The 25,323-nt window shown below is 38.5% G+C and carries 24 protein-coding genes, 1 pseudogene and 1 riboswitch; of the genes and pseudogenes, 16 read left to right on the top strand and 9 right to left on the bottom strand.

Features of this window, described 5'->3' with window-relative positions; translation table 11 throughout:
- Window positions 1-499: GA module-containing protein (locus tag IV73_RS05970; RefSeq protein ID WP_162258968.1), on the top strand; the 499-nt coding region annotated here is incomplete at its 5' end.
- A 46-nt stretch (window positions 500-545) separates the two neighbouring features.
- On the opposite strand, the gene IV73_RS05965 is transcribed toward IV73_RS05970, so the two are convergent.
- Together IV73_RS05965 and IV73_RS05960 are read right to left on the bottom strand one after the other, a co-directional pair.
- The gene (locus tag IV73_RS05965; protein ID WP_057756290.1) at window positions 546-1,676 is read right to left on the bottom strand and encodes an aminotransferase; all 1,131 of its coding nucleotides are present in this window, start codon (window positions 1,674-1,676) and stop codon (window positions 546-548) included.
- Window positions 1,677-2,322: 646 nt separating this feature from the next.
- Window positions 2,323-3,252: pseudogene (locus tag IV73_RS05960) on the bottom strand (IS30 family transposase).
- A gap of 72 nt (window positions 3,253-3,324) precedes the next feature.
- On the opposite strand from IV73_RS05960, the gene IV73_RS05955 reads away from it, so the two are divergent.
- Window positions 3,325-3,723 carry a hypothetical protein gene (locus IV73_RS05955; protein WP_057756287.1) on the top strand — a complete coding sequence of 133 codons (399 nt, stop codon included), beginning with the start codon at window positions 3,325-3,327 and terminating at the stop codon, window positions 3,721-3,723.
- 424 nt (window positions 3,724-4,147) lie between these two features.
- Here the strand turns inward: IV73_RS05955 and rlmH are convergent, their stop codons facing one another.
- Window positions 4,148-4,627 (bottom strand): 23S rRNA (pseudouridine(1915)-N(3))-methyltransferase RlmH, encoded by a 480-nt coding sequence (rlmH, locus tag IV73_RS05950; protein ID WP_057756284.1) that lies wholly within the window; start codon window positions 4,625-4,627, stop codon window positions 4,148-4,150.
- Between the two features lie 742 nt (window positions 4,628-5,369).
- Between rlmH and IV73_RS05945 the strand changes: the two genes are divergently transcribed.
- The 3 genes from IV73_RS05945 to IV73_RS05935 are packed head-to-tail and all read left to right on the top strand — an operon-like array spanning window position 5,370 to window position 8,251.
- A complete protein-coding gene (locus IV73_RS05945; protein ID WP_057756281.1) occupies window positions 5,370-6,713 on the top strand; it encodes a TrkH family potassium uptake protein in 1,344 nt (447 codons plus the stop codon).
- Window positions 6,714-6,733: 20 nt separating this feature from the next.
- Window positions 6,734-7,549 (top strand): Cof-type HAD-IIB family hydrolase, encoded by an 816-nt coding sequence (locus IV73_RS05940; protein ID WP_057756278.1) that lies wholly within the window; start codon window positions 6,734-6,736, stop codon window positions 7,547-7,549.
- A gap of 3 nt (window positions 7,550-7,552) precedes the next feature.
- Window positions 7,553-8,251: a ribonuclease H1 domain-containing protein gene (locus IV73_RS05935; RefSeq protein ID WP_057756276.1), complete on the top strand. Its 699-nt coding sequence runs from the start codon at window positions 7,553-7,555 to the stop codon at window positions 8,249-8,251.
- A gap of 36 nt (window positions 8,252-8,287) precedes the next feature.
- On the opposite strand, the gene IV73_RS05930 is transcribed toward IV73_RS05935, so the two are convergent.
- Window positions 8,288-8,956 carry a DUF6198 family protein gene (locus tag IV73_RS05930; protein WP_057756273.1) on the bottom strand — a complete coding sequence of 223 codons (669 nt, stop codon included), beginning with the start codon at window positions 8,954-8,956 and terminating at the stop codon, window positions 8,288-8,290.
- 80 nt (window positions 8,957-9,036) lie between these two features.
- Between IV73_RS05930 and IV73_RS05925 the strand changes: the two genes are divergently transcribed.
- Entirely contained in the window at window positions 9,037-9,702 is a 666-nt protein-coding gene (locus IV73_RS05925) for a DedA family protein (RefSeq protein ID WP_057756270.1), read from the top strand.
- A gap of 63 nt (window positions 9,703-9,765) precedes the next feature.
- Here the strand turns inward: IV73_RS05925 and IV73_RS05920 are convergent, their stop codons facing one another.
- Window positions 9,766-10,197: an Rrf2 family transcriptional regulator gene (locus tag IV73_RS05920; RefSeq protein ID WP_057756267.1), complete on the bottom strand. Its 432-nt coding sequence runs from the start codon at window positions 10,195-10,197 to the stop codon at window positions 9,766-9,768.
- A gap of 75 nt (window positions 10,198-10,272) precedes the next feature.
- Window positions 10,273-11,121, bottom strand: coding sequence for an NAD(P)H-binding protein (locus IV73_RS05915; RefSeq protein WP_057756264.1), 849 nt, complete (start codon window positions 11,119-11,121; stop codon window positions 10,273-10,275).
- 215 nt (window positions 11,122-11,336) lie between these two features.
- On the opposite strand from IV73_RS05915, the gene IV73_RS05910 reads away from it, so the two are divergent.
- Entirely contained in the window at window positions 11,337-11,627 is a 291-nt protein-coding gene (locus IV73_RS05910; RefSeq protein WP_236697742.1) for a hypothetical protein, read from the top strand.
- 124 nt (window positions 11,628-11,751) lie between these two features.
- On the top strand, window positions 11,752-12,582 hold the full coding sequence (locus IV73_RS05905; protein WP_057756261.1) for a glycosyltransferase family 8 protein: 831 nt from the start codon (window positions 11,752-11,754) through the stop codon (window positions 12,580-12,582).
- A gap of 47 nt (window positions 12,583-12,629) precedes the next feature.
- Here the strand turns inward: IV73_RS05905 and IV73_RS05900 are convergent, their stop codons facing one another.
- Window positions 12,630-13,196 carry an ECF transporter S component gene (locus IV73_RS05900; protein WP_057756258.1) on the bottom strand — a complete coding sequence of 189 codons (567 nt, stop codon included), beginning with the start codon at window positions 13,194-13,196 and terminating at the stop codon, window positions 12,630-12,632.
- Between the two features lie 219 nt (window positions 13,197-13,415).
- Window positions 13,416-13,564, bottom strand: a riboswitch (FMN riboswitch).
- 191 nt (window positions 13,565-13,755) lie between these two features.
- Between IV73_RS05900 and guaA the strand changes: the two genes are divergently transcribed.
- The 4 genes from guaA to IV73_RS05880 all read left to right on the top strand — a co-directional run bounded on the left by guaA (window position 13,756) and on the right by IV73_RS05880 (window position 18,978).
- A complete protein-coding gene (guaA, locus tag IV73_RS05895) occupies window positions 13,756-15,306 on the top strand; it encodes a glutamine-hydrolyzing GMP synthase (protein WP_057756255.1) in 1,551 nt (516 codons plus the stop codon).
- A gap of 716 nt (window positions 15,307-16,022) precedes the next feature.
- Entirely contained in the window at window positions 16,023-17,222 is a 1,200-nt protein-coding gene (locus IV73_RS05890; RefSeq protein ID WP_057756252.1) for a quaternary amine ABC transporter ATP-binding protein, read from the top strand.
- Window positions 17,215-18,057 carry an ABC transporter permease gene (locus IV73_RS05885; RefSeq protein WP_057756247.1) on the top strand — a complete coding sequence of 281 codons (843 nt, stop codon included), beginning with the start codon at window positions 17,215-17,217 and terminating at the stop codon, window positions 18,055-18,057. The genes IV73_RS05890 and IV73_RS05885 overlap by 8 nt, the downstream gene beginning before the upstream one ends.
- 12 nt (window positions 18,058-18,069) lie before the next feature.
- Window positions 18,070-18,978: a glycine betaine ABC transporter substrate-binding protein gene (locus IV73_RS05880; protein ID WP_057756244.1), complete on the top strand. Its 909-nt coding sequence runs from the start codon at window positions 18,070-18,072 to the stop codon at window positions 18,976-18,978.
- 135 nt (window positions 18,979-19,113) lie between these two features.
- Here the strand turns inward: IV73_RS05880 and rlmD are convergent, their stop codons facing one another.
- Window positions 19,114-20,544 carry a 23S rRNA (uracil(1939)-C(5))-methyltransferase RlmD gene (rlmD, locus tag IV73_RS05875; RefSeq protein ID WP_057756241.1) on the bottom strand — a complete coding sequence of 477 codons (1,431 nt, stop codon included), beginning with the start codon at window positions 20,542-20,544 and terminating at the stop codon, window positions 19,114-19,116.
- Window positions 20,545-20,689: 145 nt separating this feature from the next.
- On the opposite strand from rlmD, the gene IV73_RS05870 reads away from it, so the two are divergent.
- The 4 genes from IV73_RS05870 to spxB all read left to right on the top strand — a co-directional run bounded on the left by IV73_RS05870 (window position 20,690) and on the right by spxB (window position 24,815).
- Entirely contained in the window at window positions 20,690-21,250 is a 561-nt protein-coding gene (locus IV73_RS05870) for a TetR/AcrR family transcriptional regulator (RefSeq protein WP_057756238.1), read from the top strand.
- A gap of 10 nt (window positions 21,251-21,260) precedes the next feature.
- Window positions 21,261-21,536 (top strand): acylphosphatase, encoded by a 276-nt coding sequence (locus IV73_RS05865; RefSeq protein ID WP_057756235.1) that lies wholly within the window; start codon window positions 21,261-21,263, stop codon window positions 21,534-21,536.
- 19 nt (window positions 21,537-21,555) lie between these two features.
- Window positions 21,556-22,683 (top strand): AI-2E family transporter, encoded by a 1,128-nt coding sequence (locus tag IV73_RS05860; RefSeq protein ID WP_057756232.1) that lies wholly within the window; start codon window positions 21,556-21,558, stop codon window positions 22,681-22,683.
- Window positions 22,684-23,021: 338 nt separating this feature from the next.
- The gene (spxB, locus tag IV73_RS05855) at window positions 23,022-24,815 is read left to right on the top strand and encodes a pyruvate oxidase (protein ID WP_057756229.1); all 1,794 of its coding nucleotides are present in this window, start codon (window positions 23,022-23,024) and stop codon (window positions 24,813-24,815) included.
- Between the two features lie 94 nt (window positions 24,816-24,909).
- Here spxB and IV73_RS05850 read toward each other — a convergent pair whose 3' ends face one another.
- Window positions 24,910-25,317 carry a hypothetical protein gene (locus IV73_RS05850; RefSeq protein WP_057756226.1) on the bottom strand — a complete coding sequence of 136 codons (408 nt, stop codon included), beginning with the start codon at window positions 25,315-25,317 and terminating at the stop codon, window positions 24,910-24,912.
- Window positions 25,318-25,323 lie beyond the last annotated feature (6 nt).

The following is a 25,323-nucleotide window of genomic DNA, read 5'->3' as shown; positions in this document are numbered from 1 at the left end:
TAATGCGAAAACGGTTGATGAAATCACCAAGATCGTGGATGCGGCAAAGGCAGCCGACCAAAAGGCCGGCGCAGATAAATTAGCGGAAGAGAAGAAAACCGCCATTGACCAAATTAATAACTTAAAGAATCTAAATCAGGATCAAAAAAAGGATTATATTAACCAAGTCAATAACGCGAAAACGGCTGATGAAATCACCAAGATTGTGGATGCGGCTAAGGCAGCCGACCAAAAGGCCGGAGCCGATAAATTAGCGGAAGAGAAGAAAACCGCCATTGATCAAATTAATAAGGATAAAACTTTAAATGAGAATCAGAAGCATGATTTTATTAATCAAATTAAAAACGCTGAGACAAGCTCAGATCTAGGAAAAATTATGCAACAAACTAATTTACCACAGACTGATGTTAAGAATCAGTTAACAATTGGAGCATTAATTTCAATTGTGTTGGGTAGCATCTTCTCACTATCTTATGTATTAGAAAAAAAGCGTAAATAATAAATAAAAGGCCTATAGACGCAAATGTTTATAGGCCTTTTGTTATTTAATTTTTGACACCATATTGTTCAATCATAAATTCTGAAATTTTAGTCAAACCATTGCTTAGCGTTGCTTCATCAGTACAATAACCTAGGCGAACATGTCCGGGTGTATCAAAACGAGTTCCAGGTACAAGCAAAACACCCTTTGTTTTTAATAATTTAATACAAAATTCTTCAATATCATCTGGAATATCTAATTTCGGAAAGGATGTTGAGACAGCTTTTGGAAGAATAACACTTACTCTAGGCTCGTTTTCAATCCAATTTTTATATATCTTTAGGTTATTGAGGACAATTTTTTGATTTCGTGCGATAATTTGTTTCCGATGGCGCAAAATATAAACGGCCATTAAATCATTAAAAACACCTGAACAAATCATGGTATAGTCGCGGTACTTCCTAAACAAATCAATTAATTCATGATTAGCAACCACCCATCCAACACGAATCCCTGGAACTGAGTACGTCTTAGAGAGGGAATTGGTGGCGATACCACGATCATAAATATCAACAATTGAAACAAATTGATTAGGATCATCTAGTGGTAAATAAACTTCGTCTACTAAAATATAAGCCCCGATCGATTTAGCTAATGCAACTACTTCAAGTAAAAATTCTCGATTTAAAATCGTTCCCGTAGGATTATTAGCATTATTTAGACAAATTAATTTAGTATTGGGCTGGATTAATTGTTTTAGTTCATCAATAGATGGATACCAGTTATCTGCTTCATGGATCTTCCATAAATCAACCTTAGCCCCCAAAGATTTTGGGATATCATAAAGTTGCTGGTAAGAGGGATATTCAGCAATTACATGGTCTCCAGGTTCAATCAAAGCGTAGAGTGCGAGAAAATTAGCGCCAGTAGCACCATTGGTCTGTAAGATATTTTCATCATCAACATTGTGATACAATTTAGCAACTTCTTGTTTGAATTCGTGTGATCCTTCAATCCAGCCATAATTCATTTTTTGATCATTGAGTAAAGAATAAAATTCTGCACCATTTCGTCCATCAAGATTTAAAATTTCATTCATTGTCATCGATGAAATGGTACTTTGTGCAATATCATAGGTTGCACTTTTTTCCCAAACGTTTAACCAATCTTCCACACCAAATGCGTTTATTCTCATAATGATCAATCCTTTCGTAAGCACGTACAATGTAAAACCTATGCCCCAAATATAGCATGTAAATTGATAGTGAGCAAGGTTATTTCAATGCTTTGATTAAAGGAAAGAAAACGATTACATGGTTATTTTTTAATCTATATAATTATGTCAATTAATTTAAAGATGATATTTCTTAAACGATATTAAATTCTAGACAATTAAATTTAGAGGCGCCAATTTTGATGAAAGAATCGATTAAATGGATTGTTGCTGCCTGAATGCAATGTCCATTTGGTGGAAGCAGTGACATGTTTACTATTAGTACGAAAATGAAATGATATTTATAAGGCGTGTTTATCCGCTGTAAATAAAACGAGGAATGCCCTATTCTACATTTAACGAAGAATTGAGGTTACGGTAAAGGTTATTAATTGGCTCATTATGTTGAAGATAAATTAACTACAATGCCACATTTATTGGTGGTTAATAAATTATAATTTGTTACGAATAACACGATTAATACTGAGATTAAGTAGAGTATTTTTCAGGAACAAGCCAATATGTTAAAAAATCCAGACTAACATAAAAAACGTTGATTCAAACGAATTGAATTAACGTTTTTTATTAATAAAATGATTAAAAATTTTATATCAGGCAGATTGAAACTTTAATCCGAACACCCGGTAAAATACTTTCTAAATGTAGATATAGCTGTATTTCCATTTAATATTTTTAGTGGTCTATTATTTATTAATTCAATTGCTTCGAAGACTTTGTCTTCTGATATATGATTACAATTTGTTTTCTTCGGAAAAAAACCATCGTAATTTTCGATCAAAACATTCATTTGATCCACTTTTCCACGGGTCATAAGGATGGCAAAAATAAACAGGAAGATTGTATTTATGATTTAATTCACGGTATCAAGAAAACGCTTTACCATGATCAACTTTAATCGATTTTACTGTTGAGCCAAATTGATTCATGAACGTTGAGAACACTTGGTTCATCGAGTCACTCGATCTATCTTTAATTTTAATTGTCCAGACAAATCTACTTTGTCTCTCTAAAAATGTAGCTAGACATTGTTTAGATTGACCACGAGATGATAATACAGTATCCATTTCCTAATGTCCGAATTCTGTTCTTTTATTGGCAGCATCAGGTCTTTGAACAATTGTAGCGTTAATTTTAAACGTTCCACGTGTTTAATTCTGACGTTTTCGACGACGCGCTTTGTCTGGTAGTAATTCAGGATTAAAATTAAGCATTCCTTTATAAATCCAATTATAAATAGATTTAGTACACAGATTGAAATACTTGGCAATTTGTTCAGGTGACCAGGTTAATTTAAGATGGTTACTAATTAGACGAGCGTAATTAGAACTAAGTACCGTTTCCGACCGCACTTAGTGCGTTTAAGATTAGAATCATTTTGGGCCAAAACAGGAATATATTTATCTACCCTATGTAATTCGTAGATAATGGTAGATTTAGAGCAATTGAGCTTTTTAGTAATTAAATTTTGAGAATAACCCTCATTTAATAATTTGTATATGGTGCCACGTTCATATTGTGATAAAGGAGATGTACTCAGAGTAAATGTATCCTTTTTTGGTTTGTTTGGTCACAATCATTGTACATTTACTATGGGTATTTTTGTATCTAGGTGATCGGATTAATTCTACAATCTACTAATAAAAAACAAACAGTTCCAAAAAATAAAATCGTTAAAAGTAAAGAAAGTATATCTGATTCTTCAGAAAAAACAGATGGTTCGGAAGCAAGTGAATCAAATTCAACGATTGCTACAGCTACTCCAGATTCTGATAATGGAATAACTCCGGATGAAGCATATGCAAAAGTTGACCTATTAACACAAGGACATGGGTCTGATTATATTGTTGCTCAAAAGAGTAAAAATTTTTATAAATATGTGTCAACAAGTAATCCAAACTATGTTGTTACCATTGCATTAAATACAGCAGATAGTAGTAAATTAGATGTTACATTTTATGGCGGTGCGTCGACAGGACCAGATGGATATTCAGAAACGATGAGTCGATAATATAATCATACATTAACTTCAAAATAAACAGGAAAACGGGAAATCAACGATGAAGTTATACCCAGTAAGAGCTCATCGTGCCCGTTTTTTTATTTGTGCGAAAATTTGAATGGGTAACAGTCGAAAATAACGGGGAATTCGGGTTTGAAATTTTATAAATATTTGAAAAAGGTCAAAATTAATCATAGAGAATATAAATAAATCCAAAACGTAGTAGTACCAACCTATTTGCTGTTTTTTTAAAAACTAGAAGTTCAAATGAGGTCATACATGGCATCTAAATATATAAAAAATAGAAACTTTTGAAATTACAATCAATCACGACATAAAAAAAGCCCTTAACCAAGATTTGGTACGGGTTCAGAAACTTTAGTAAATTTGGATTTGGGTTCGAATATTACCATAAAAACAGGAAAAGACGCAGTTATTTATGGTAAGGAGAGTGATTGTTAATCATAAAGGCTCGATAAATTTGTTCAGTTAAGACGAGCCGCATTAGTTGATGTGGTAGGGTGAATTTACCAAAACTGATGAGGGCATTCGCACGCTGATTAACTGCAGGGGCGGTCCCTAATGATCCACCAATCACAAAGGTGATATCAGAATGACCATTAATACCTAATTCATTAATTTCATGAGCCAGATCTTCAGAGGTGCGTTCTTGACCTTTAATCGCTAAAACAAAGACGTATTCTTTATTAGCAATTTTACTTAAGATTCGTTCGCCTTCTTTTTCCATCACTTGTTTCATTTGTGAATCGGATAGTTGTTCAGGCGCTTTTTCATCTGGGACTTCGATAATCTGAAACTTAACAAATTTGCTCAAACGTTTGCTGTATTCAGCAATGCCATCTTTTAAATAGCGTTCTTTGAGTTTACCAACAGTGATAATTTTAATATTCATATGGCGTCCTTTGATTGTGAATTAAGTAAAAGTTAAAATATCTAGATATACTCCGCTTTAAGCTTGAAAATCTTTATGAATTATAGAACTTTTACACATTAAAAAATTGTATGGATTTCAATATGACTCCTATTATAGCACGGTTTAAAAAGTAATTTACACAAAGTGTAAGACGTTATACACAGCTGTGTCTAAGTCTGTGGAAAACTTATATGATTAAGTTATATCAAGGCTTTCAGTAGGTAAATAAGCTTAATATTAATGTTGAAAACAAGGGTTAATAACAAGCTGGTTTGGAACAACATTCTAAAAAGCGAACATTATTTGTTTATAACTCCATAATAATTAAGAATGAGAAAATGAAAACGCTTAATGATATGATTTTTATAAGATTTATCCACAATTTAAAGTTCGATTTTCTAATAGTTTTAAATGGTTGTGTAAATAATGATTGTCCACAAAGGGTGCATAAATAATATGGGGATAAAACGTTGTTATAGCAGGGATTCGGTAAGAATATTAAAAAACAAGAGTTTTATCCACAGGCTGGTTATCCACGTAATATAAAGCTTATGTTGAAAACTAATTCCAGTTATTAACAAGTTTTCCACAGGCAGGGAAAAGAGTTATCCAAGAGTTATCCACATTGTATGTTTACATGGTTGATTGCTGGTAGAATATATACCTTAAAGGTGATACTCTGCTATAATTTGAAATGAGAAATCATGAGAAGGTTAAAGATATGAAAAGAATTCTGAAAAAATTAACACCCCCCCAGATATTGACGATTGGTTTTATTGTCATCATATTATTAGGTAGTTTCCTATTAATGTTGCCTTTTATGCATCAAAATCATCAATCCATTCATTTTAGTGATGCGATTTTTACGGCGGTATCAGCGACGACGATTACCGGGTTAACTACTTTACCGACAGCAACAACTTGGACTATTCCCGGACAATTAGTATTGATGTTAATGATTGAAATTGGGGCTCTTGGTTTTATGACGTTTGCGGTTTTAATTTTTACAATTACTGGGCATCATTTGGATTTAAAGTCACGAATTTTAGCGCAACAGTCGCTGAATTTGAAAAATTTATCTGATATTAATTCAATTCTAAGTTATGTTTTAAGACTTTCAGCTGTAATTCAGTTGTTGGGAATCTTGTTCCTTTCTTTTGATTTTGTACCACGTTATGGTTGGAAGCAGGGCTTATATTTTTCTTTAGCCCATTCGGTTTCTTCGTTTGCAAATGCCGGATTTGTCTTTTTTAAAACTCCATTTTCACAATTTGCTGATGATCCGTACGTTTTGATTGTCACGATGATTTTAATCTTAGCTGGTTCACTTGGCTTCTTAGTATGGCGAGATTTGTTGTTAAAAGGGCAGAAGACGCGGATGACATTGCATACTCGTTTGACGCTGACTGTGTCCGGCTGGTTAATTGCTTTAGGCTTCGTTGGCTTTTTTACTTCGGATTTTATGCGAGGTACATTTGCGAATGGGCATAGTCTTTTCAATCAAATTATCGATACATTATTTTTGACGATAACTCCCCGGACGGCCGGTTTTGAAATTGTACCAACGACTAGCCTTTCTACGGCCGGAATTATGGCGTTAATTGCGCTAATGTTTATTGGAGGGACGCCTGGTTCAACCTCTGGTGGAATTAAGACGACAACGGCCGGAATCTTAATTGCTCAGGTCTGGGCTTCCTTACGTGGCCAAGATTCAGTGCGCTTTGGTGATCGGCAGTTTTCGAAAAAGACCGTTAATAAGGCGTTAATGTTAGTTGTGATTTCGTTTATTTTCGTTTTCTTGGTTTCATTTATTTTAAGTATTACAGAAACCTTGCCAAAGGGAAGTGGCTTGGAGTATTACGTGTTCGAAGTGGTCGCAGCCTTCTCAACGGCCGGCTTATCATTGGGGTTAACCCCGCACCTAACGATGGCCGGTAAAATCATCATTATGATTGTGATGTTTATTGGTCGAGTAGGGTTATACACTGTGATGTTTTCTGTTTTAAATGTGCGCATTCAAGATACACATTATGAGTATCCGGAAGAGGAAGTTCTCATTGGTTAACGAAACAAAGGAGCGTGAAAATGATACATTTTTTTGCAAGTGATTTAGATGGAACTTTTTTGAAGCAAGACAAGACGTATAATCATGCATATTTTGCACAAGTACTAGCTGAGATCCAACGGCAAAATGGGCATTTTGTCATAGCCACAGGGCGTGATATCGATATGATTCGCCGAGACTTTGCGCCATTTATAGGGCAAGTTGATTTGGTAGTTGATAATGGTGCATTAGTTGAGACGGCTGATCAAAAAAGATTACAACAAGCGGCGGTTCCCACGCCATTAATGGCGCAAGCAATGATGCTTATTAATCAGATGGAACTCACCAAGGGCGTAATTATGGTGGGGTTAACGGGTAAATATATGTTAAAGGCGCACCGTAAGATGGGAGCCGTTAATGATGAGTTTCAACGCTTAGTACATGTCACCAAGTATATTGATGATTTAGATGAAATTGATGAACCAATTGTGAAACTGACCTTTGGGATTAATGCAGCTGAGACAGAGACGTGTATGCATCTGATGGCAGCCGAATTAGGTACTAATGTGCATGTGACAACTTCGGGCTATGGGTCAATTGATATAGTCGCACAAGGGGTTAATAAGGCGGATGGAATCGCTAAGTTAGCTGAATATTATCAAATTTCAGCGTCACAATTGATGGCTTTTGGCGATGGTAAAAACGATTTAGAAATGTTGCAATTAGCTAATGAACCCCGAGCGATGGCTAATGGTGATCAAGATATCATGCAAAAATTTCCATTAGCGCTGGCCGATAATGAGCATGACGGTGTTTTAAAAACAATTGAAGCTTATTTACAAAATAAAGGAATTTAAAGGATGAAAACATACGCAATCGTCGGTAATCAGTATGAAGGTCTCTATACAAAGCCTTGGTCAGAGGTTCAAAAATATACGCAAACGAAGCCGGCACCTAAGTATAAAGGTTTTACGAGCTATGCAGCAGCTAAGCAATGGTTTGATGAAAATCAAGCAGCGATTACAGCAACTTACCGTAACTATGAGACAGTATATGACGGTGAATTTAAACGAGAAGCGCAGCATTATTATATCTTTACCGATGGAGGCAGTCGTAATACTGGAAATGTGGCCGGTGGTCATGTTAAAGCGACAGATTTAGCGGCTTTTGCGGTGGTAATTTTTGCGGGTCTAGATAATAAGAACCCGCTTTATAAAAATTCGGTAGGTTTTTTTGGAAAAACTAATAATGAAATGGAAGTCCAAGCGTTATTAGCAGCATTGCAGCAAGCGCAGAAGGTGGCTGAACCAGTAACGATTGTCAGCGATTCAAAATACGTGTTAGATACAGTGACCAATTGGATGTATAACTGGCAAAGTAATGGCTGGACGAAAAAGAGTGGTGAAATTGCAAATTTGAATTTGTGGCAACAAATTTATGATTTAGTGCAACAACAGAAGGATCATTTAGCCTTTATCTGGGTTAAAGGACATGCCACCAGCGCTGGAAATCAATTAGTAGATCAACTTTTGAATCAAGCGATGGATGAATTAAAGTAAATAAAAAATGGCGAGCTTATTGAGCTCGTCATTTTTTTACAATGCCTTGTTGTGAATTAATTGTTTAAAAATATACTGGTCAGCCCAGCCGATGATGGCCCCGAGCCCAAAGAAAGAGATGATGGTTCCTAAATTAACGGATTTAATTTCACCTAAAATTGCCCAAATGATTAAAGAAATCAACATGGGGACGATGAAATTAATCATCTGAGATAGAAAGGCATTTCCGTGAAAGTATTGAAAGCGGGTATATAACACAAGGTCATCAAGCGGATGGGTGATTAAATTAACGCGCATGGTTACCGACACACCGGTGCCAATTAAGATAATTGCTAGTAAGTCTAAGCCGATGCGCCATGGGAGCGGCAAAGCTAAAAGCGGGTGAAAGAAGTTGCTTGAAAAATTAACCAGATAGCTAAAACCAAGGAGAAAGATGAGGTTGCCAAGCAGATGGCGCAAATCAAAGGCTCTAGTTAGGAACGTCAAAATTAAAACGGCTAAAAAACCAAAGAGGAAGAGGTAGTAACCCTTGGGCCAGTGCGTCAAGTTTTCTAAATTAGTGGCGGCCGCAGTCCAAGCGGCGGATCCCATATTTGTAGCAACGGCTAAACCATTGCCGATACTGTTTAAAAATAAACCGAGAATTAAAAAACCCAGTGCTTCAAAAGATTTTAACGGTCGAATTTGATTATTTTCTTTCCACATGCTGAATTTCTCCTCAATATATATTTATTTTAAGGTATGAATGCTAGAATAACGAATAAATTAATCTGGGGTGAGCAATAATGATAGCGATAATCCAAATATTTTCAACTTGGTTTAGTCAATTGATGAGTGTGAATGGTCAATTTGGATGGATGGAGTTTTTAACATTTTTCATATTAATTTTTATAGAAACGGGTGGTATTATTACCGGTTTTATTCCGGGAGATACCCTGTTAATGACAGCAGGGAGCTTTGCTGGAATCCACCATGATGGGGCCGAGTTAGCCCTGTTGATTTTAATTTTTGGACTGGCTTCATTGTGTGGGGATGCCGTTAATTATTATTTTGGGGCGTGGCTTTTAAAGCAGGCGAGTCGCATTCCATGGGTTTCGCGGCATCTTAAACAAGATTTTTTGGATCATTTAGCTCAACATTTTAATCATCGTCGCTGGCTTTTATTTGTGGTGCTTGGTCGGTTTATCCCGTTTGTTCGCACAATTGTACCGTTAACTGTGCATCGGCTCGGTCTTTCTTTTAAAAGTTACTTGAAGATGGCGGCATTAGCGAGCTTTTTGTGGTCCAGCTTGGTTAGCACGGTGGGTTATTACTTTGGTCAATTAGAATTACCGCATGGATTAAATTGGAGTATCATGTTAATTGTACTCTTCCTCTTAGGAATGATCTTAATACATCCGCAGATTAAGAATAAAATAATGAATGTATTTATGGAAAAAGTTGATAAATAAAAGGAGTTGCACTCGTTGATTGGGGGCAACTCCTTTTTAATTTAATAAAATTGAAAGGCACAATTAGGTTTTGGCCTGATGATTGGCATGAATGCCATCAATAATGTTTTGCAAACTAATGGTAGCCATGTTTTGTTCAGCTTGTTGCTGAATTATGGCATACGTTTGTTCCAAAGCTCCCTGAATGTTGGCGCCAATGAGACAATCAGGGTTTGTCGTAGGATCAACGTGTAAAAGTTGTTGATTATCTTCGACCGCGCGATAAATTGATAATAAATCAATATCGTCCGGGGCTTTGGTCAAGCGGGGCGCTACGGATCCGGGGCGAGTAGTTAACAAATCAGCATGTTTCATGCGGGCCATCAACTTGCGAACAGCGCTTGGATTGGCCTGCACACTGTCAGCAATTGCGGTACTTGATAAATCTTGATCATGGAAAATTGAGATGTAACTCAAAATATGAATAGCATCACTTAATTTGTGCGAATAGCGCATAATAGAACTCCAATATATTATATAGGTGTACCTATATTTTAAAAACGTTAACTGAAGATGTACAGGTCGGTAAGCTCATTTCTTTAATATTTGCTGGACCGCTTCCGTTAGTGGGGTGAGGGGATGTCCTAAGACTTCGGTTAAATCATTAGCTGTTTGTGCTAATTGACGGTCGTGAATAAGCGTTTGGACCATCATCTTTGCTTCTATCGCTGCTGAACTTAACCCTTTGTCGGTTAAAATTTGGCGCATTTGCGTGAGAGTAACAGGTTGAACTTGCGGTTGATAAGGCATGGCTTGAGCTAAGTCGGCAAAGGTGTTAGCGGGACCGGAAAATTCGTAAATGGTTTTTGGTTGTTCCATTTGCAAAACCTTGGCGGCGCCGATTGCATATTCTTGTTCCAACGCCCAACCGACATGAGCATGGTCTGTAGCATCAAGTAATGGTTCTTGGGCGCCCCCAGCTTTGATAAAAGCAAGTTCGTTTTCTAGATACCAATTATTACGCAAAAAGCTATGACTGATGCCAGCGGCGGTAATTGCTTGTTCAGTAGCGAAGTGGTCGGCGGCTAAAGGAGTCGTGGCAGTATCAGCATGAGGGAAACTGGTGTAAACAATGTGTTCCACTTGGGCCTGCCGGGCTGCTTGAACGACATTTTGATGTTGCTGACCGCGACTGACTTGTTGTCCTGGAATTGATGAAATAAATAAGAGACGATCAATCCCTTGGAAAGATTGGGCTAACGCTTCAGGTTGGGTAAAATCACCCAAACGAACGGTGACACCATCCGGGACTATTTTTTGTCCTTTTTGAATATCACGCGCAAAACCAACAATGTGATCAGCTGGGATATTTTTGAGTAATTCGTTTAAAGCAAATTGTCCGAACCGGCCAGTAATACTAGTAATTCCGTAAGTTGTCATGATACCCCCCCTTTTTTTCTGTGATTATTAAAAATACAGGTTATAGTTATCATAGCATGCCTTTTTCATAAGTCAAATAAGCTTGATATGGTAAACTGAAGTTAATAATAATTTGTAGCATTTAATTAATTTGATGTGGCGGATATGAGTTTATTGATTGAGTAGAATTTTTAGAGATTGAAAAAAGTGGCTTTTCAGACTTTGAAAAAGAGTCAATGAAAGAGCGCGCCGCTGAATTACGCAAGGAACAGGCAAATAAGCGTAGTAAAAAGGATCCTGAGGAGGATGTGTTGGAACGGATCGCTTCCATGGATGATCAAGATAGCTTTTTAGCTATTAAACTGCATACTTTGGTACGAGACGTGGCTCCTGAGCTGGGGATGAATACTTGGTCTGGGATGCCTGCTTATACCATGCGTCCGGGAAAGTTGTGTTTCATTTTAGTGATGCTGGTAAATTTAAAACGCGATATAGCACCGTTAATTTTAGTGATGCAGCGCAATTGAATCAAGGTGGCATGGTATGGTCCATTGGCTTTGCTTTGGCAGAGTGGACGCCAGCAGTAGCGGCACAGTTACGAACTTTAATTTTAAAGGCGCTGGGAAAAGTGGAGGATGATGGAGAAAGATAATGAACGAACAGATTAATTTATTATTTACGTTAGATACGGGATATTTAAATCCGTTGTGTGTGGAATTGACGTCGATTTATTATAATAACCCGAAAACTGCTTTTAAAATTTGGCTGGTTCACGAATCTATCATGGCTGAAGAAATTGAAATTGTGCGGAAATTAGCAGAGAAATTACATTTTCAATTTGAAGCGATTCAAATTGATGGAAGTATTTGGCAAGGTGCACCAACGGTCGAACGGTATCCTAAAGAAATGTATTTCCGGTTATTAGCGGGCGAAATTTTACCAACGTCAGTGCAGAAGGTGATTTATTTAGATCCAGATATTTTGGTATTGAATTCGGTAACCGAACTATGGAATATGGACATGGATGGAAATATGTTAGCAGCGGCGACACATACGGGACTCATCGATGTGACAACTAAATTTAATCAAATTCGATTAGATATTGATCATGGTTATTACAATTCTGGGGTGATGTTGATGGATTTGGACCGCGCACGTGAAATCGTACGCTGGGAAGACATTAGTGCCGCGCTAGCAAAACATGGACCACAATTGATGCTGCCGGATCAGGATATTTTAAATTATTTGTATGGGAAATATGCTGTTGAAATTCCCGAAGAACGTTGGAATTATGACGCTCGCATGTATCAAAGGTATTTGACGCGTAGTTTGGGTCAAGATGATGTTAAGTGGGTGATAAATAATACGGTTTTCTTGCATTTTTGTGGTAAGCCTAAGCCTTGGCAAAATGGACATGATAATCGCTTTACGGCTGTGTATGAAACGTATCAACGGTTAATGAATTATATAATGGAAAGTTAAAAAGAGGCTGCCAGCATTTTTGCTGCAGCCTCTTTTATTATTTTGATTTAATTGACGCGACGGACAATGCGTTGAATCGCAGGGAGGAGGACCAGACTTAGTCCGATTAAAATGACCCCTTCCAGTAAATTGAAAGGTACGACCATCACTAATAGATAGTTCCAAACGCCAAAGATTTGCCGGATATTAAAATTAGCAAATTGAGCGTAAAGCGGTAAGGCGTAAAGATAGTTTAGTAAAATCATGGCGATAGTGAGGCTGAAAGTCCCGAAAATTAAAGCCGTAGTGTGACGCATCCATGGACGCCAATTTTTTTGTTGTAAGCACCAGTTTAATACAAACAATAAAAGCATGTAGCCCAAGATATTCATGGGTAGGCCGATGTAATCATTGATACCGGCATTAGCGATGAGCAATTTTAAAAGGCTCCGTAGAAATAAGATTCCATAACTACTTTTTAAATCGAGCAACACAAGACCCATGAAAATCGGGATAAAAGATAAATCAAGTTTAAAAAAAGGCGCGGCCGGAATTAGTGGAATGGAAATGAAAACCATTAAAAGCGTTGATAAGGCTGCTAAGAGAGCAATTAAAGTTAATTTACGTGTTGGCATAAGTTAATCCTCGATGATTATATTATTTAATTAGACGGGAGGGGGTATTTGTGCACAAAAAAAGCCCCGTTCGTGTAAGGACGACGAGGCAGTTTAAAAACATGTTTAAAATTATGAAAGCATCCATAAAAACTAAAGTATCTCTCTGTATCACTCTAAAATTGCACGTATGAATGCGCCAACACGCTCACAGACGGTCGGCAGTTCATTTTAACACATTCTATTCTTCTCCCATCCAGACTTTTACTGTCGGTTCTAGAATCGCACTAGATCAACCACGAAAACGCAGCTCATGGACTTTGATTAGCTTAGGTTGCGGCTAACCATTTACCATCGGTCGGGATTTACACCCTGCCCCGAAGAATTTACTAAATTCATTATAAACGTATTCAGCTCATAAAGCAAATGAGCGGGTATGAATTAAGCCAATCTATTTTCATATATAAATATATTTATATAGAAAATCATAATTAGGCATTGATTTTGCTCCAAAAAGAGTCTTTTAAATTTGTTTAGTTTAACGTATAATTAACAACAATTATTTAATAGGAGGGACCCAATGGCTGACATACAACAAGAGAGTATCCTGGTCTTGGATTTTGGTTCGCAATATAATCAATTAATTGCGCGCCGAATTCGTGAGATCGGGGTTTACTCAGAATTAAAACCACATACAATCACGGTTGAAGAAATTAAGGCTTTGCATCCAGCAGGGTTAATCTTCTCAGGCGGACCAAATTCTGTTTATGATGAAGATGCTTTTACCATTGATCCGGAAATTTATAACTTAAATATTCCAATTTTGGGAATTTGCTACGGAATGCAGCTGATGGCCCATCAATTACCTGGCGGAAAGGTTGCGCCAGCTAATGATTCTTCTGAATATGGTGAGACAACGTTACATGTCTCAGATGACCAAGCTGTGTTGTTCCAAGGAACACCACAAGATCAGGTTGTTTTGATGTCACATGGTGATTATGTCGAACAAGTTCCAGATGGCTTTACAGTCGCTGGTACCTCAGAAGGAACGCCAGTGGCGGCTATGCAGAATGTGGAAAAAAAGCTTTATGGAATCCAATTCCATGCTGAAGTTCAACATACAGTATATGGACATCAGATTCTTGAAAACTTCATTGATCAAGTTGTGAATGCTAAGCGGAAGTGGTCAATGGATGACTTTATTAAGGATCAAATTGAGAAGATTCGAGCAACTGTTGGGGATAAAAAGGTGCTCTTGGGCCTATCTGGGGGTGTTGATTCATCAGTTGTAGGGGTCTTATTGCATGAAGCGATTGGGGACCAATTAGTTTCTATTTTCGTCGATCATGGATTGTTACGGAAAAATGAAGCAAATGAAGTCATGGCAGCCTTGGGTGGAAAGTTTGGCTTAAACATTGTAAAAGTTGACGCCCAAAAGCGTTTCTTAGATAAGTTAGCGGGCGTTTCTGATCCAGAACAAAAGCGTAAGATTATCGGAAATGAATTCATCCAAGTTTTCGATGAAGAAGCAACGAAACTTAAGGGCATTGATTTCTTGGCGCAAGGTACTTTGTATACAGATATTATTGAATCTGGAACTGATACAGCGCAAACAATTAAATCTCACCACAATGTCGGTGGCTTGCCAGAAGACATGCAATTCACATTGATTGAGCCTTTAAAGACTTTGTTTAAAGACGAAGTGCGTGAGCTTGGTGAAAAGTTAGGGATGCCACACGACTTAGTTTGGCGGCAACCATTCCCAGGACCAGGGCTTGGAATTCGGGTCTTAGGTGATATTACTGAAGATAAGTTGGAAATTGTGCGTGATTCTGATGCAATTTTGCGGGAAGAATTTGCAAAGCGTGGTTTGGATGCAGAGGTTTGGCAATACTTTACCGTTTTGACCGGCGTGCGTTCGGTTGGCGTGATGGGTGACGGTCGGACCTATGATTATACGATTGCCATTCGCGCTATTACGTCGATTGATGGGATGACCGCTGACTTTGCCAAATTGCCATGGGACGCTTTGGAAGAAATTTCGCGGCGCATTGTTAACGAGGTTGACGGAATTAACCGCGTTGTCTACGATATTACAGCTAAGCCACCAGCAACTGTTGAGTGGGAATAAACGAGCAGTGCAGACTTTTATTAATAAAAGTAAAATAAGTTCACTATTTTCTCAGAAAATGGTGGGCTTTTTTATGTGCTGCCAAATTTTGCCGCTCTGTACACAAGTAATCAAGATTATAATACGCGGCTTAATACTGTGCGCATTGCTTACATTAAGCCACCAATGGTTGAAGGGCCTCAAATGGAAACAGCTATCTTAGCCCGGATATAGATGACAATGGTTCATTGGGGTGAATCCAATGAATATCGCCGATATTTGTATTTATTTGGCTTCAGATGAATCAAAGTACACTACTGGTTTATAAATCATAGTTGAGGTTCGTTACGCTGCTTAATAAGATAAGAAGAATTTGGCATGAAAGAGCAATCTTAGATTGCTCTTTTTTAATAATGATTACTTGCTTAATAATTAATTAATTTTGTAAATAAATGTGAACTTAAATTTGAATTAAGCATAAGTTTGAAATGAAACTTAGGCCAATTTATGCAACTTTTTTATAAAAAATAAAATTTTTTCAGTGGTAGAAATCAAAAATTGATATCACGGCTTATCCCTTATTCTATAAACCATTAAACAGGATTGATTTTTAACGTTAAGTTTCACGTGAAACACGATTTAACTGCTATTTTGCTTGCGTAAATTTGCGAAGATTTAAGGTTTAATCTATACTTGTTAAATATACAAATTTGACATAGCCCTAAAAGGAGGATGCATTGAGTACTAAAATAGAGGTAAAAAATTTAACTAAAATTTTTGGTAAGCACGTTCGTCAGGCTCAAACTTTGTTAGAAGCAGGTAAGAGTAAAGATGAAATATTAGCTGAAACGGAAGCCACAGTAGGTGTCGACCGAGCCAATTTCACAGTGGAAGATGGTGAGATTTTTGTGATTATGGGATTGTCAGGATCTGGTAAATCCACCACGATTCGGATGCTAAACCGCTTAATTAAGCCAACATCAGGGAGCGTCTTAATTGATGGTCAAGATATTGCAAAAATGTCTAAAGCAGAACTACAAAAGATTCGTCGTGAGAAATTTAGCATGGTTTTCCAAAGCTTTGCACTATTACCAAATCGGACCATCCAAGAAAATACGGAGTTTGGTTTAGAAATTCAAGGTGTCGAGAAAGAAGAACGAGCTAAGAAAGCACGTGAAATGTTGGAGGTTGTTGGGCTTAAGGGCTATGAAGACCAGTATCCAGACCAGCTTTCAGGTGGAATGCAACAACGAGTTGGATTAGCACGTGGACTAGCAAACGATCCGGAAATTTTGTTGATGGACGAAGCTTTCTCAGCATTGGATCCATTGCGCCGGAAGGATATGCAAGATGAATTGCTTGATTTGCAAGCCAATTTGCAAAAAACAATTGTCTTTATTTCCCACGATTTGAACGAAGCGCTTCGGATTGGTGATCGGATTATGATCATGAAGGATGGAGAAGTTGTTCAAATCGGAACGCCGGAAGAAATCTTGAGTCACCCAGCCGATGATTATGTTGAACGTTTCATTGAAGATGTGGACCGCTCACGTGTTTACACGGTTGGAAACGTCATGATTCCAGCAACTACGGTTAACATCGAGAAAGCTGGACCACGTTTGGCTGCTCGGCGGATGCGTGAAAATGGAATTTCAAGTATTTATGCGATTGATTCGCAAAAGCATCTATATGGAATTATTGACGCTAATGATGTACGAAAAGCCATTAAGGAAGATCAAAAGGATATTCGGTCATTGGTACAAGATGTTGTGCCAACCACGCATATCGATACACCGCTTTCTGATTTGATGGATGACATTTCAAGTACCCCGGTACCGTACGCGGTTGTAGATGATGATAATCATCTGTTGGGAATTATTGTACGTGGTGCCGTACTTGGAGCATTGTCTGGAAATGAGGTGAACGTGAATGTTTAATATGCCAAAATTACCGTTAGCTGACTGGATTGATAGTCTGGTTGATTGGTTGTCGCACTTTGAAGGATTTTTCTATGCGGTAACAAGTTTCTTAGGTGGAATTATTGATGCCTTTCAGTGGGTTTTTGATATCATTCCAATTCCATTATTTATTTTGATCGTGATGGGTGCCACTTGGTACATCACGCGGAAGAACAGGCGCTGGGGACTCTTAGTGTTTGAATTAATTGGTTTGCTATATATTTGGAATCAAGGATACTGGCGTGATATGACCCAAACCTTAACTTTGGTTTTGTCAGCTAGTTTGCTTGCCGTTGTGGTTGGAATTCCACTTGGAATCTGGGCAGCGACGAACAAGACTGTGGCGAAAATTGTGAAGCCTTTGATGGACTTCATGCAAACGATGCCTGCCTTTGTTTACTTGATTCCAGCTGTGGCCTTCTTTGGAATCGGAATGGTTCCGGGAGTGGTTGCCAGTGTGATTTTCTCAATGCCACCAACAGTGCGGATGACGCAATTAGGAATTGAACAAGTGCCAACTGAGTTAATTGAAGCGGCTGATAGCTTTGGATCTACAGGTTGGCAGAAGTTATATAAAGTACAACTACCTTTGGCTAAACCAACGATTATGGCGGGAATTAACCAAAGTATGATGTTAGCATTGTCAATGGTTGTTATTGCTTCAATGATTGGAGCCATGGGACTTGGAACCCAAGTTTACTTTGCGGTTGGTCGTAATGAAGCCGGAAGTGGTTTTGCTGCTGGTCTAGCCATTGTTATTTTGGCGATTATTTTGGATCGGGTGACACAGGCACTAAATCAAGACAAGCATTAAGGAGCAAGTTAGATGCGAAAAATGAAAATAATATTACCATTATTAGTCGTTTTCATTCTAATTGGAATTGGATTAATGAATACTAGTACCAAAGCTCCGGATGCGTACAACCCCAATAAAGCATTAGGTCCACAAGTTGATTACACAATTACGGGAATTGATGCTGGGGCTGGAATTATGAACGGAACCAATACCGCTCTTGATTCTTATGGATTGCGGGACAAAAATTGGCAATTACAAACCAGTTCAACAGCTGCGATGACTTCTTCATTAGGTAAAGCTGTTGCTCACCATGAGCCAATTGTGGTTACTGGTTGGGTGCCACATTGGATGGTTTCTAAATATAATTTGAAATTCCTAGATGATCCCAAGGGCGTTTATGGAAAATCAGAACATATTAACACGATTGCGCGCAAAGGCTTGAAGAACTCCGATCCTGAAGCCTATACAGTGTTAGATCGTTTCCACTGGACACCTGATGATATGGCGAAAGTCATGATGAAGGTTAATGAGGGAGTAGACCCACAAAAAGCTGCACAAGAATGGCTAGCTGAAAATCCAGACCACTTAAAGGCTTGGACGGATTCAGTTGCTAAGGTTAGTGGTAAAAAATTGACCTTAACGTACGTTGCTTGGGACTCTGAAATTGCCTCAACTAATGTGGTTGCGCAAACCTTGCGGGATGTTGGTTATGATGTAACCATCCGACCAATGGAAATTCAACCATTGTGGGCGTCAGTGTCAACTGGGGCTGCCGATGCCATGGTTTCTGCGTGGTTACCAAATACGAGTGGAAAATATTACGATGATTACAAAGGAAAGTTTGATGATTTGGGGGCTAACTTAGAGGGTGCCCGAGTTGGATTAAGTGTTCCAAAGTATATGTCAAATATTAATTCAATTGAAGATTTGAAGAATTAAAGCATTAAAAAATACCTTTGTTAGTAGCAAGTGCCAGTGGTCTTGTGGTTAGCAGAGGTATTTTTTATTTTGGACAAAAATAAAAAGTATGAGATTGGATATTTTACGCCAATCTCATACTTTTACATGGAAGTTTTAATGTTTTTTAGTGAATTTAACGACCCCTTCCCAGCGAGCCGTTTGTGGGAACATATCAATTGGTTGAATGTAATCAATATCGTAGACCTTCGTTAAGTCGACCAGATCACGGGCTAAGGTTGATTCATTACATGAAATATACACAAACTTTTCGGGGGCATGAGCGATTAATAATTGACGCAAATTACTATCTAACCCGGTACGGGGAGGATCGACGACAATTGCATCAGCAATCCAACCAGCTGCGGCCCATTGAGGAATAAGTTCTTCGGCTTTACCCGTAAAGTATTGGGCGTTATCGACCCCGTTTAAAGCAACATTTTGTTGAGCGTCTTCAATAGCTTCTTGAACCGTATCCATCCCCCGCACTTCACCAGCGGCATGGGCGAGCGAGATGCCGATGGTCCCAACTCCAGAGTAAGCGTCAATCAATTTATCAGCATGTTGTAAATCAAGGGCGGATAAAGCTTCTTGATAAAGTCGAGCTGTCTGCTTGGGATTCAGTTGTAGGAAAGCTCGGGGAGATAATTTGAATTGTTTACCGTTAATCGTTTCGGTAATATAATTTTGGCCCCAGAGGATCTTGGTTTCGGGGCCCCAAATTAATGAAGTTTCCCCAGGATTAATATTTTGATGAATTGAAACGACTTCTGGTAAACGATCATGGATCAACGTGATTAATTTGCTGAGTTGTGGAATTTTAGCTGAATTAGTCACTAAGGTTAATTGGACCTCACCTGAAGCTTCACTGACACGCGCAATTAAAGTTTTAATGATTCCGGCATGCTTTTTTTCTTCGTAGATGGGAAGCCCTAGTTCAGCAATAATATCACGGACAGTGCGAACAACTTTTAAAGTGGCCGGATGTTGCGTTGAAACTTTAGGTAAGTCTACTAAAAAGTGAGAATTGCGCTGATACATTCCTACCGCAATCGAGCCATCTTTCATTTGTCGGACAGGGAATTGGGCCTTATTGCGGTACCCACTAGGCTTGTCCATCCCAATTGTGTTGCGAATGGTGATATCTTGGTAACCACGGGGGCGATATTTGGCCAAGGCTTGGCTGATAATATCTTTTTTAAAGGCCAATTGTTTAGGATAGGCTAAATGCTCTAATTCAAAACCACCGACGCTTTGATCATCGACTGGTTTGACGCGATCAGGGGAAGTTTGCTTGAATTTGCGAATCTCGGCTTCGATAAATTTATTGGTAACGTTGTTGACTTTAACATCAACGACTTCGCCAGGCAAAGCACCAGGAATAAAAGTGATTTTACGTTTGTACGAACCAATCCCTTCACCGTTAATGCCAAGCTTTTTAATAGTAATCAGTAATTTATCGCCAACCTTAACTTGGACGTTTTGGGGGCGATTGCGCGAATCTTTATTTGGACGATTAAAGCGGCGTTGATGATTTTTTTCAGCCATATTTACATTTTAACGGGTGGTTCAGAACGCACTCATTAATACTCCTTTAAGTTTTTATATAATATCAATATTAACACGTTATCGACGGCGACAGATAGCGCTTAATCTATTATAATTAAAAGAAATGAGTTAAGAGAGAACAAAGATGGCTAAAATTAGTGAAGAACAAATTTTTGCGGTGACCCGTGATTTAATCGCAGAAAAAGGGCCAGCTGGTGTGCGGTTGACTGATATAGCTAGGCGGCTTGATGTCACGCATGCGGCCTTATATAAACATTTTAAAAATCGGGATGCCTTATATGAAGCAATGTACACTCAATGGCTGGATCAAGTGGATGCCCCATCTTTGGCGATAACACGCTTGCCAGCTGATCAACGAGTCGATGGCTTGCATGAGTGGTTACAGAACTTTGTGATTCAGCGACAGCAAGCGTTTATGGCGGATCCAGAGATGGCTTCATTGTATCAAACAGCCCTCCGGCAAGAAATGGAATTGATCAATCCGCGTATCGCTCAGTTATCGGAAACGGTTGAAACGTTGATGGCTTGGGATACATTCCGACATCAGCGGGGGATGTTGATTATGATGGCTTTTACATATTTATATCATCCCTTTTTCGTTGATAAATGGAATGATAATCTCTATATGCCACTATTTGAGTCGACATGGTTGGAATTATTGCCAGTAATTAATAATATAAATTAGGAGGACAGCGATGCAACAAGCAGTTAGAATGAATGTATTTGGCCGCGTCCAAGGGGTGGGATTTCGTTGGGCTGCTCGGCAATTGGCGGAACGGCTTAATATTAAAGGATATGTCGTTAATAAAGATGATGGATCGGTTTTGATTGAAGCCCAAGGCGAACAGGCTGATTTGCGGAAATTCATGGCACAAGTTGAAATTGGGCCTTCAAACGGGACCAAAGTGCACCATGTCATGATTTCCAGTCTAGAAGTGAATCCAGAACACACGGTTTTTAAAATTTATTAAGAAAGCGCGGAGAAAGCCTATGTTGGGAAAAATTAAATATAAATCAATTTTATACTGGTCGTTGGAACTATTGATTATTGCAGTCTTATTATTAGTTATATCGCAGTTAGATTTTATCCTGGATCCGATTATTAAATTTATTGGTGCGGTTTTTGTACCGATTTTAATTTCAGGTTTATTGTATTATATTTTGAATCCAATGGTGAGTATGTTGGAGAAGGTTAAGGTCAAAGGCCACCATCTTTCCCGCGGGATTATCTCATTATTGATGATTATTTTATTGTTGTTGGTGGTTGGAGTAACCTTGGCGAACGTTGTGCCGCGTTTGATGGATCAATTAACGAATTTTTTGCACGCAGCGCCAGATTATTTCAATCAATTAAAAACTTGGTTTGAACATGAAGACCGCCTTGCTTGGTTGGGAACTTTAGGCGTTACTTTTGATGCTAATACGTTGCAACATGGTGTACAAAAATATGGTACGAGTATTGTAGATGGAATGGCAAATGGTTTTGGAGGTATTGCTAGCTCAGTAATTGGTTATTTAGTATACCTTTTGACGGTTCCGGTGATGACTTTCTATATGCTCAGTGACGGGCATAAACTATTACCATTATTGCAAAAGTGGTTCCCAAAGCGCCGTAAGGATATGGCAGAAGTCGCCGCGCGATTAAATGAAACTTTGTCGCAATATATTATGGGGCAAGTGTTAGAGATGATCTTCGTTGGTGTTGCAACGGGGGTTGGGTATGTGTTAATTGGTGAAAAATATGCCCTAGTTTTAGGTATTATTGCAGGAATTGCTAATATTGTACCTTATTTAGGCCCTTATATTGGAATTATTCCGGCTCTATTTGTAGCGGCAACCCAAGGCGCATGGCAAATTTTTTGGACAATTGTCGTGGTGGCAATTGTGCATTTGATTGATGGAAACATCATTTATCCACGCATTATTGGAGCCCATTTAAATATTCATCCAATGACCATTTTGGTCTTGTTATTGGCGGCTGGAAATGTGGCTGGCCCAGCGGGGATGATTTTAGCCATCCCGGCTTATGCGATTATTCGGACGCTAGTCGTTTATTTATGGGAGTTCTTTGTTGAACGTCGTCAAGATGTGCATCGAAATATTACAGAAGCAGAATAACTTTAAACGGTTGATGGGGAATGGACGTCAACCGTTTTTAAATTGTCTAAAAATTAAAGGTTGTTTAGTCCTTAAATTTCAAAAAATATGAAATTAATTTTGGGAAATTTGTGAAATAAAATCTTTTATTAAAAGCTTAATGTAATCTTACAAAAAGTTAGTAAGATTAGTAAGTAAGGCATCGTAATCAAAAAAACTGACGTAAGGTTAATTAGTTTTGTGAAAAATCGGGCTAAGTTTGATGCGACGGTGCTTGAAAGGTGCTTGAAAATAAACTTGATTGGATGTATAACAATAGATGTAAACGTTTTCAATATATTTTTTAGGGGAGCGGAATAATGACAAATCAAATTAAGTATAATGAACAAGGTAAAATTCTAGCATCTGTTGCAATGATGAAAGTTCTTGAAGCTTGGGGAGTTAAAAATGTCTATGGTTATCCTGGAGGTTCTTTTAGCTCAACGATGAATGCTTTGGATGTTGAACAAGATCGCATTGATTTTATTCATGTTCGTCATGAGCAGGTGGGAGCTTTGGCCGCTTCAGCGGAAGCAAAGTTAACTGGTCATGTTGGGGTAGCCTTTGGTTCTGCCGGACCAGGGGCGGTTAATCTTTTGGATGGTCTTTATGATGCCCGTGAAGATCATGCTCCCGTATTGGCTTTGGTAGGACAAGTTCCTACAACCAAGATGAACTATGACTTCTTCCAAGAGTTTAACGAAGGTCCAATTTTTGATGACGTCTCAGTTTATAACCGGACAGTAATGACAGCCAAGAGCTTACCTTACATTGTTGATAAGGCCATCCGTATGGCGTACAAGCACCATGGAGTAGCAGTAGTTGTTATTCCTGTTGATTTAGGTTGGGAAGAAATTGCTGACATTCCTTATGAATCAGCAAGTTCATATCATCCAGCTGATCAAAATAAGATTTTGCCAATGCCAACCGATGATGAGATCGATGCTGCTTTGGAAATGATTAAGCAAGCGAAAGCTCCTGTCTTCCATCTTGGACGTGGAGCAGCGGGTGCTCCTGATGAGTTAATCGAATTGTCTGAGAAGTTACAAATTCCAATTATTACAACAGCGCTAGGAAAGGGCATTGTTCCAGATAGCTATGCTGGTAACTTAGGCTTGGTTAACCGAGCTGGTTCCATTTCAGCCAATGAAGCTTTGGATAATGCTGATTTAGTTATCGCAATTGGAAATGATTTCCCATTTGCGGAAAATGTTTATACCAAGCATCCATTTAAGTTTATTCAAGTTGATATTGATAGCTCAGTCTTTGGTGCACATCATCACGTTGATTTGGGAATTGAGTCTGATGGACCAGCCTTCATTAAGGCTTTATTAGCTAAGAGTCAGCCAGCACCAAAGTCAGCGGTATATGAAGCTGAGTTGGCCCAAAATAAGGACTGGCGTGCTTATTTGCAAATGTTGATGGATCGTCAGACAACACCAATTGAATATGAACAAGTTTATAAGCAAATTAACCGGATTGCTGAAGATGACGCTATCTTTGGAATTGATGTTGGAGATAATGTGATTAATACGGTTCGCTTCTTGGATCTTAAACCTAATCAAAAGTTTACGACATCAGCTTTGTTCGCGACAATGGGTTATGGGGTTCCAGCGGCCTTGGCGGCTAAGTTGAGCTTCCCTGATCGGCAAGTCTTTAACATTGCTGGTGATGGAGCTTTCTCAATGGTCATGCAAGATTTGTTGACAGAGACTTATCACAAGTTGCCGATTATTAATGTAATAACCTCAAATACAACTTTGAGTTTTATTAAGAATTCTCAAGCTGATTTACCAATGAATCCATCTGGTGTTGATATTTTGGATGCCGATTATGCTAAGATTGCTGAAGGAATGGGTGTAGTTGGGATTACGGTAACTAAGCCAGAAGAATTAGTTGGAGCCTTTGATAAGGCGGTGGAAGTTTCAAAGGCTGGTCGTCCAGTACTTTTGGATATTAAGATTAAAGACAAGCGGGGATTCCCAGTTGAGGCCATGGATATGGATCCTGAATTGACCTCACAAGCTTCAGTTGATGCCTTTAAGGAAAAGTATGACGCACAAGCACTGCGTCCTTTGAAGGATTATTTCAAAGAATATGGCGTTGAGTTGTAAGCTAGTTAAGTAAAAAGAACTAAATAAGCAAAAGGAAAGGCAGATTACATTAAATTGCAATCTGCCTTTTTATTAAATTACGCTTTAATTTCTGTTACCAAATGGGGAAATCAGCCGGGGTTTTAGCATGAATTTGGCGGAGGAAAGTTTGTAGCAAGCCATTTGTTGCCATGGCCGCCCACAGGCCTTCAAAGTAGTGTTCATTATTTATGAGCATTGAGACTACCGCACGTAAAGTAAAAAAGTCAGTGTCAGTTTCACTGGCTAAAGCGCGCAAATCATCTTCGGTAATCATTTTATCAAAGCCCTTTTGATAAAGGGTACGCTTGAAATTTTGATCGAAGTAGTCGGAATGAGTAAATGCGTTAATTAAATTTAAAAGTTCCGTGGGGTATTGTGGATGCTCGGCGCCATCGGGTCCTAATTGCCAAGGTATTTCTTGGTGATTGAGGCCTTCGAGGTAAGTATCCCACGTTTGGAATTCAAATGGATGTTCTGTCATGATGTC

The sequence above is a fragment of the Weissella kandleri genome (assembly GCF_001438705.1).
Taxonomy (GTDB): Bacteria; Bacillota; Bacilli; order Lactobacillales; family Lactobacillaceae; genus Weissella; species Weissella kandleri.
The sequence above is the reverse complement of the archived record's forward strand: the minus strand, read 5'-3'. Positions and strand labels throughout refer to the sequence as shown.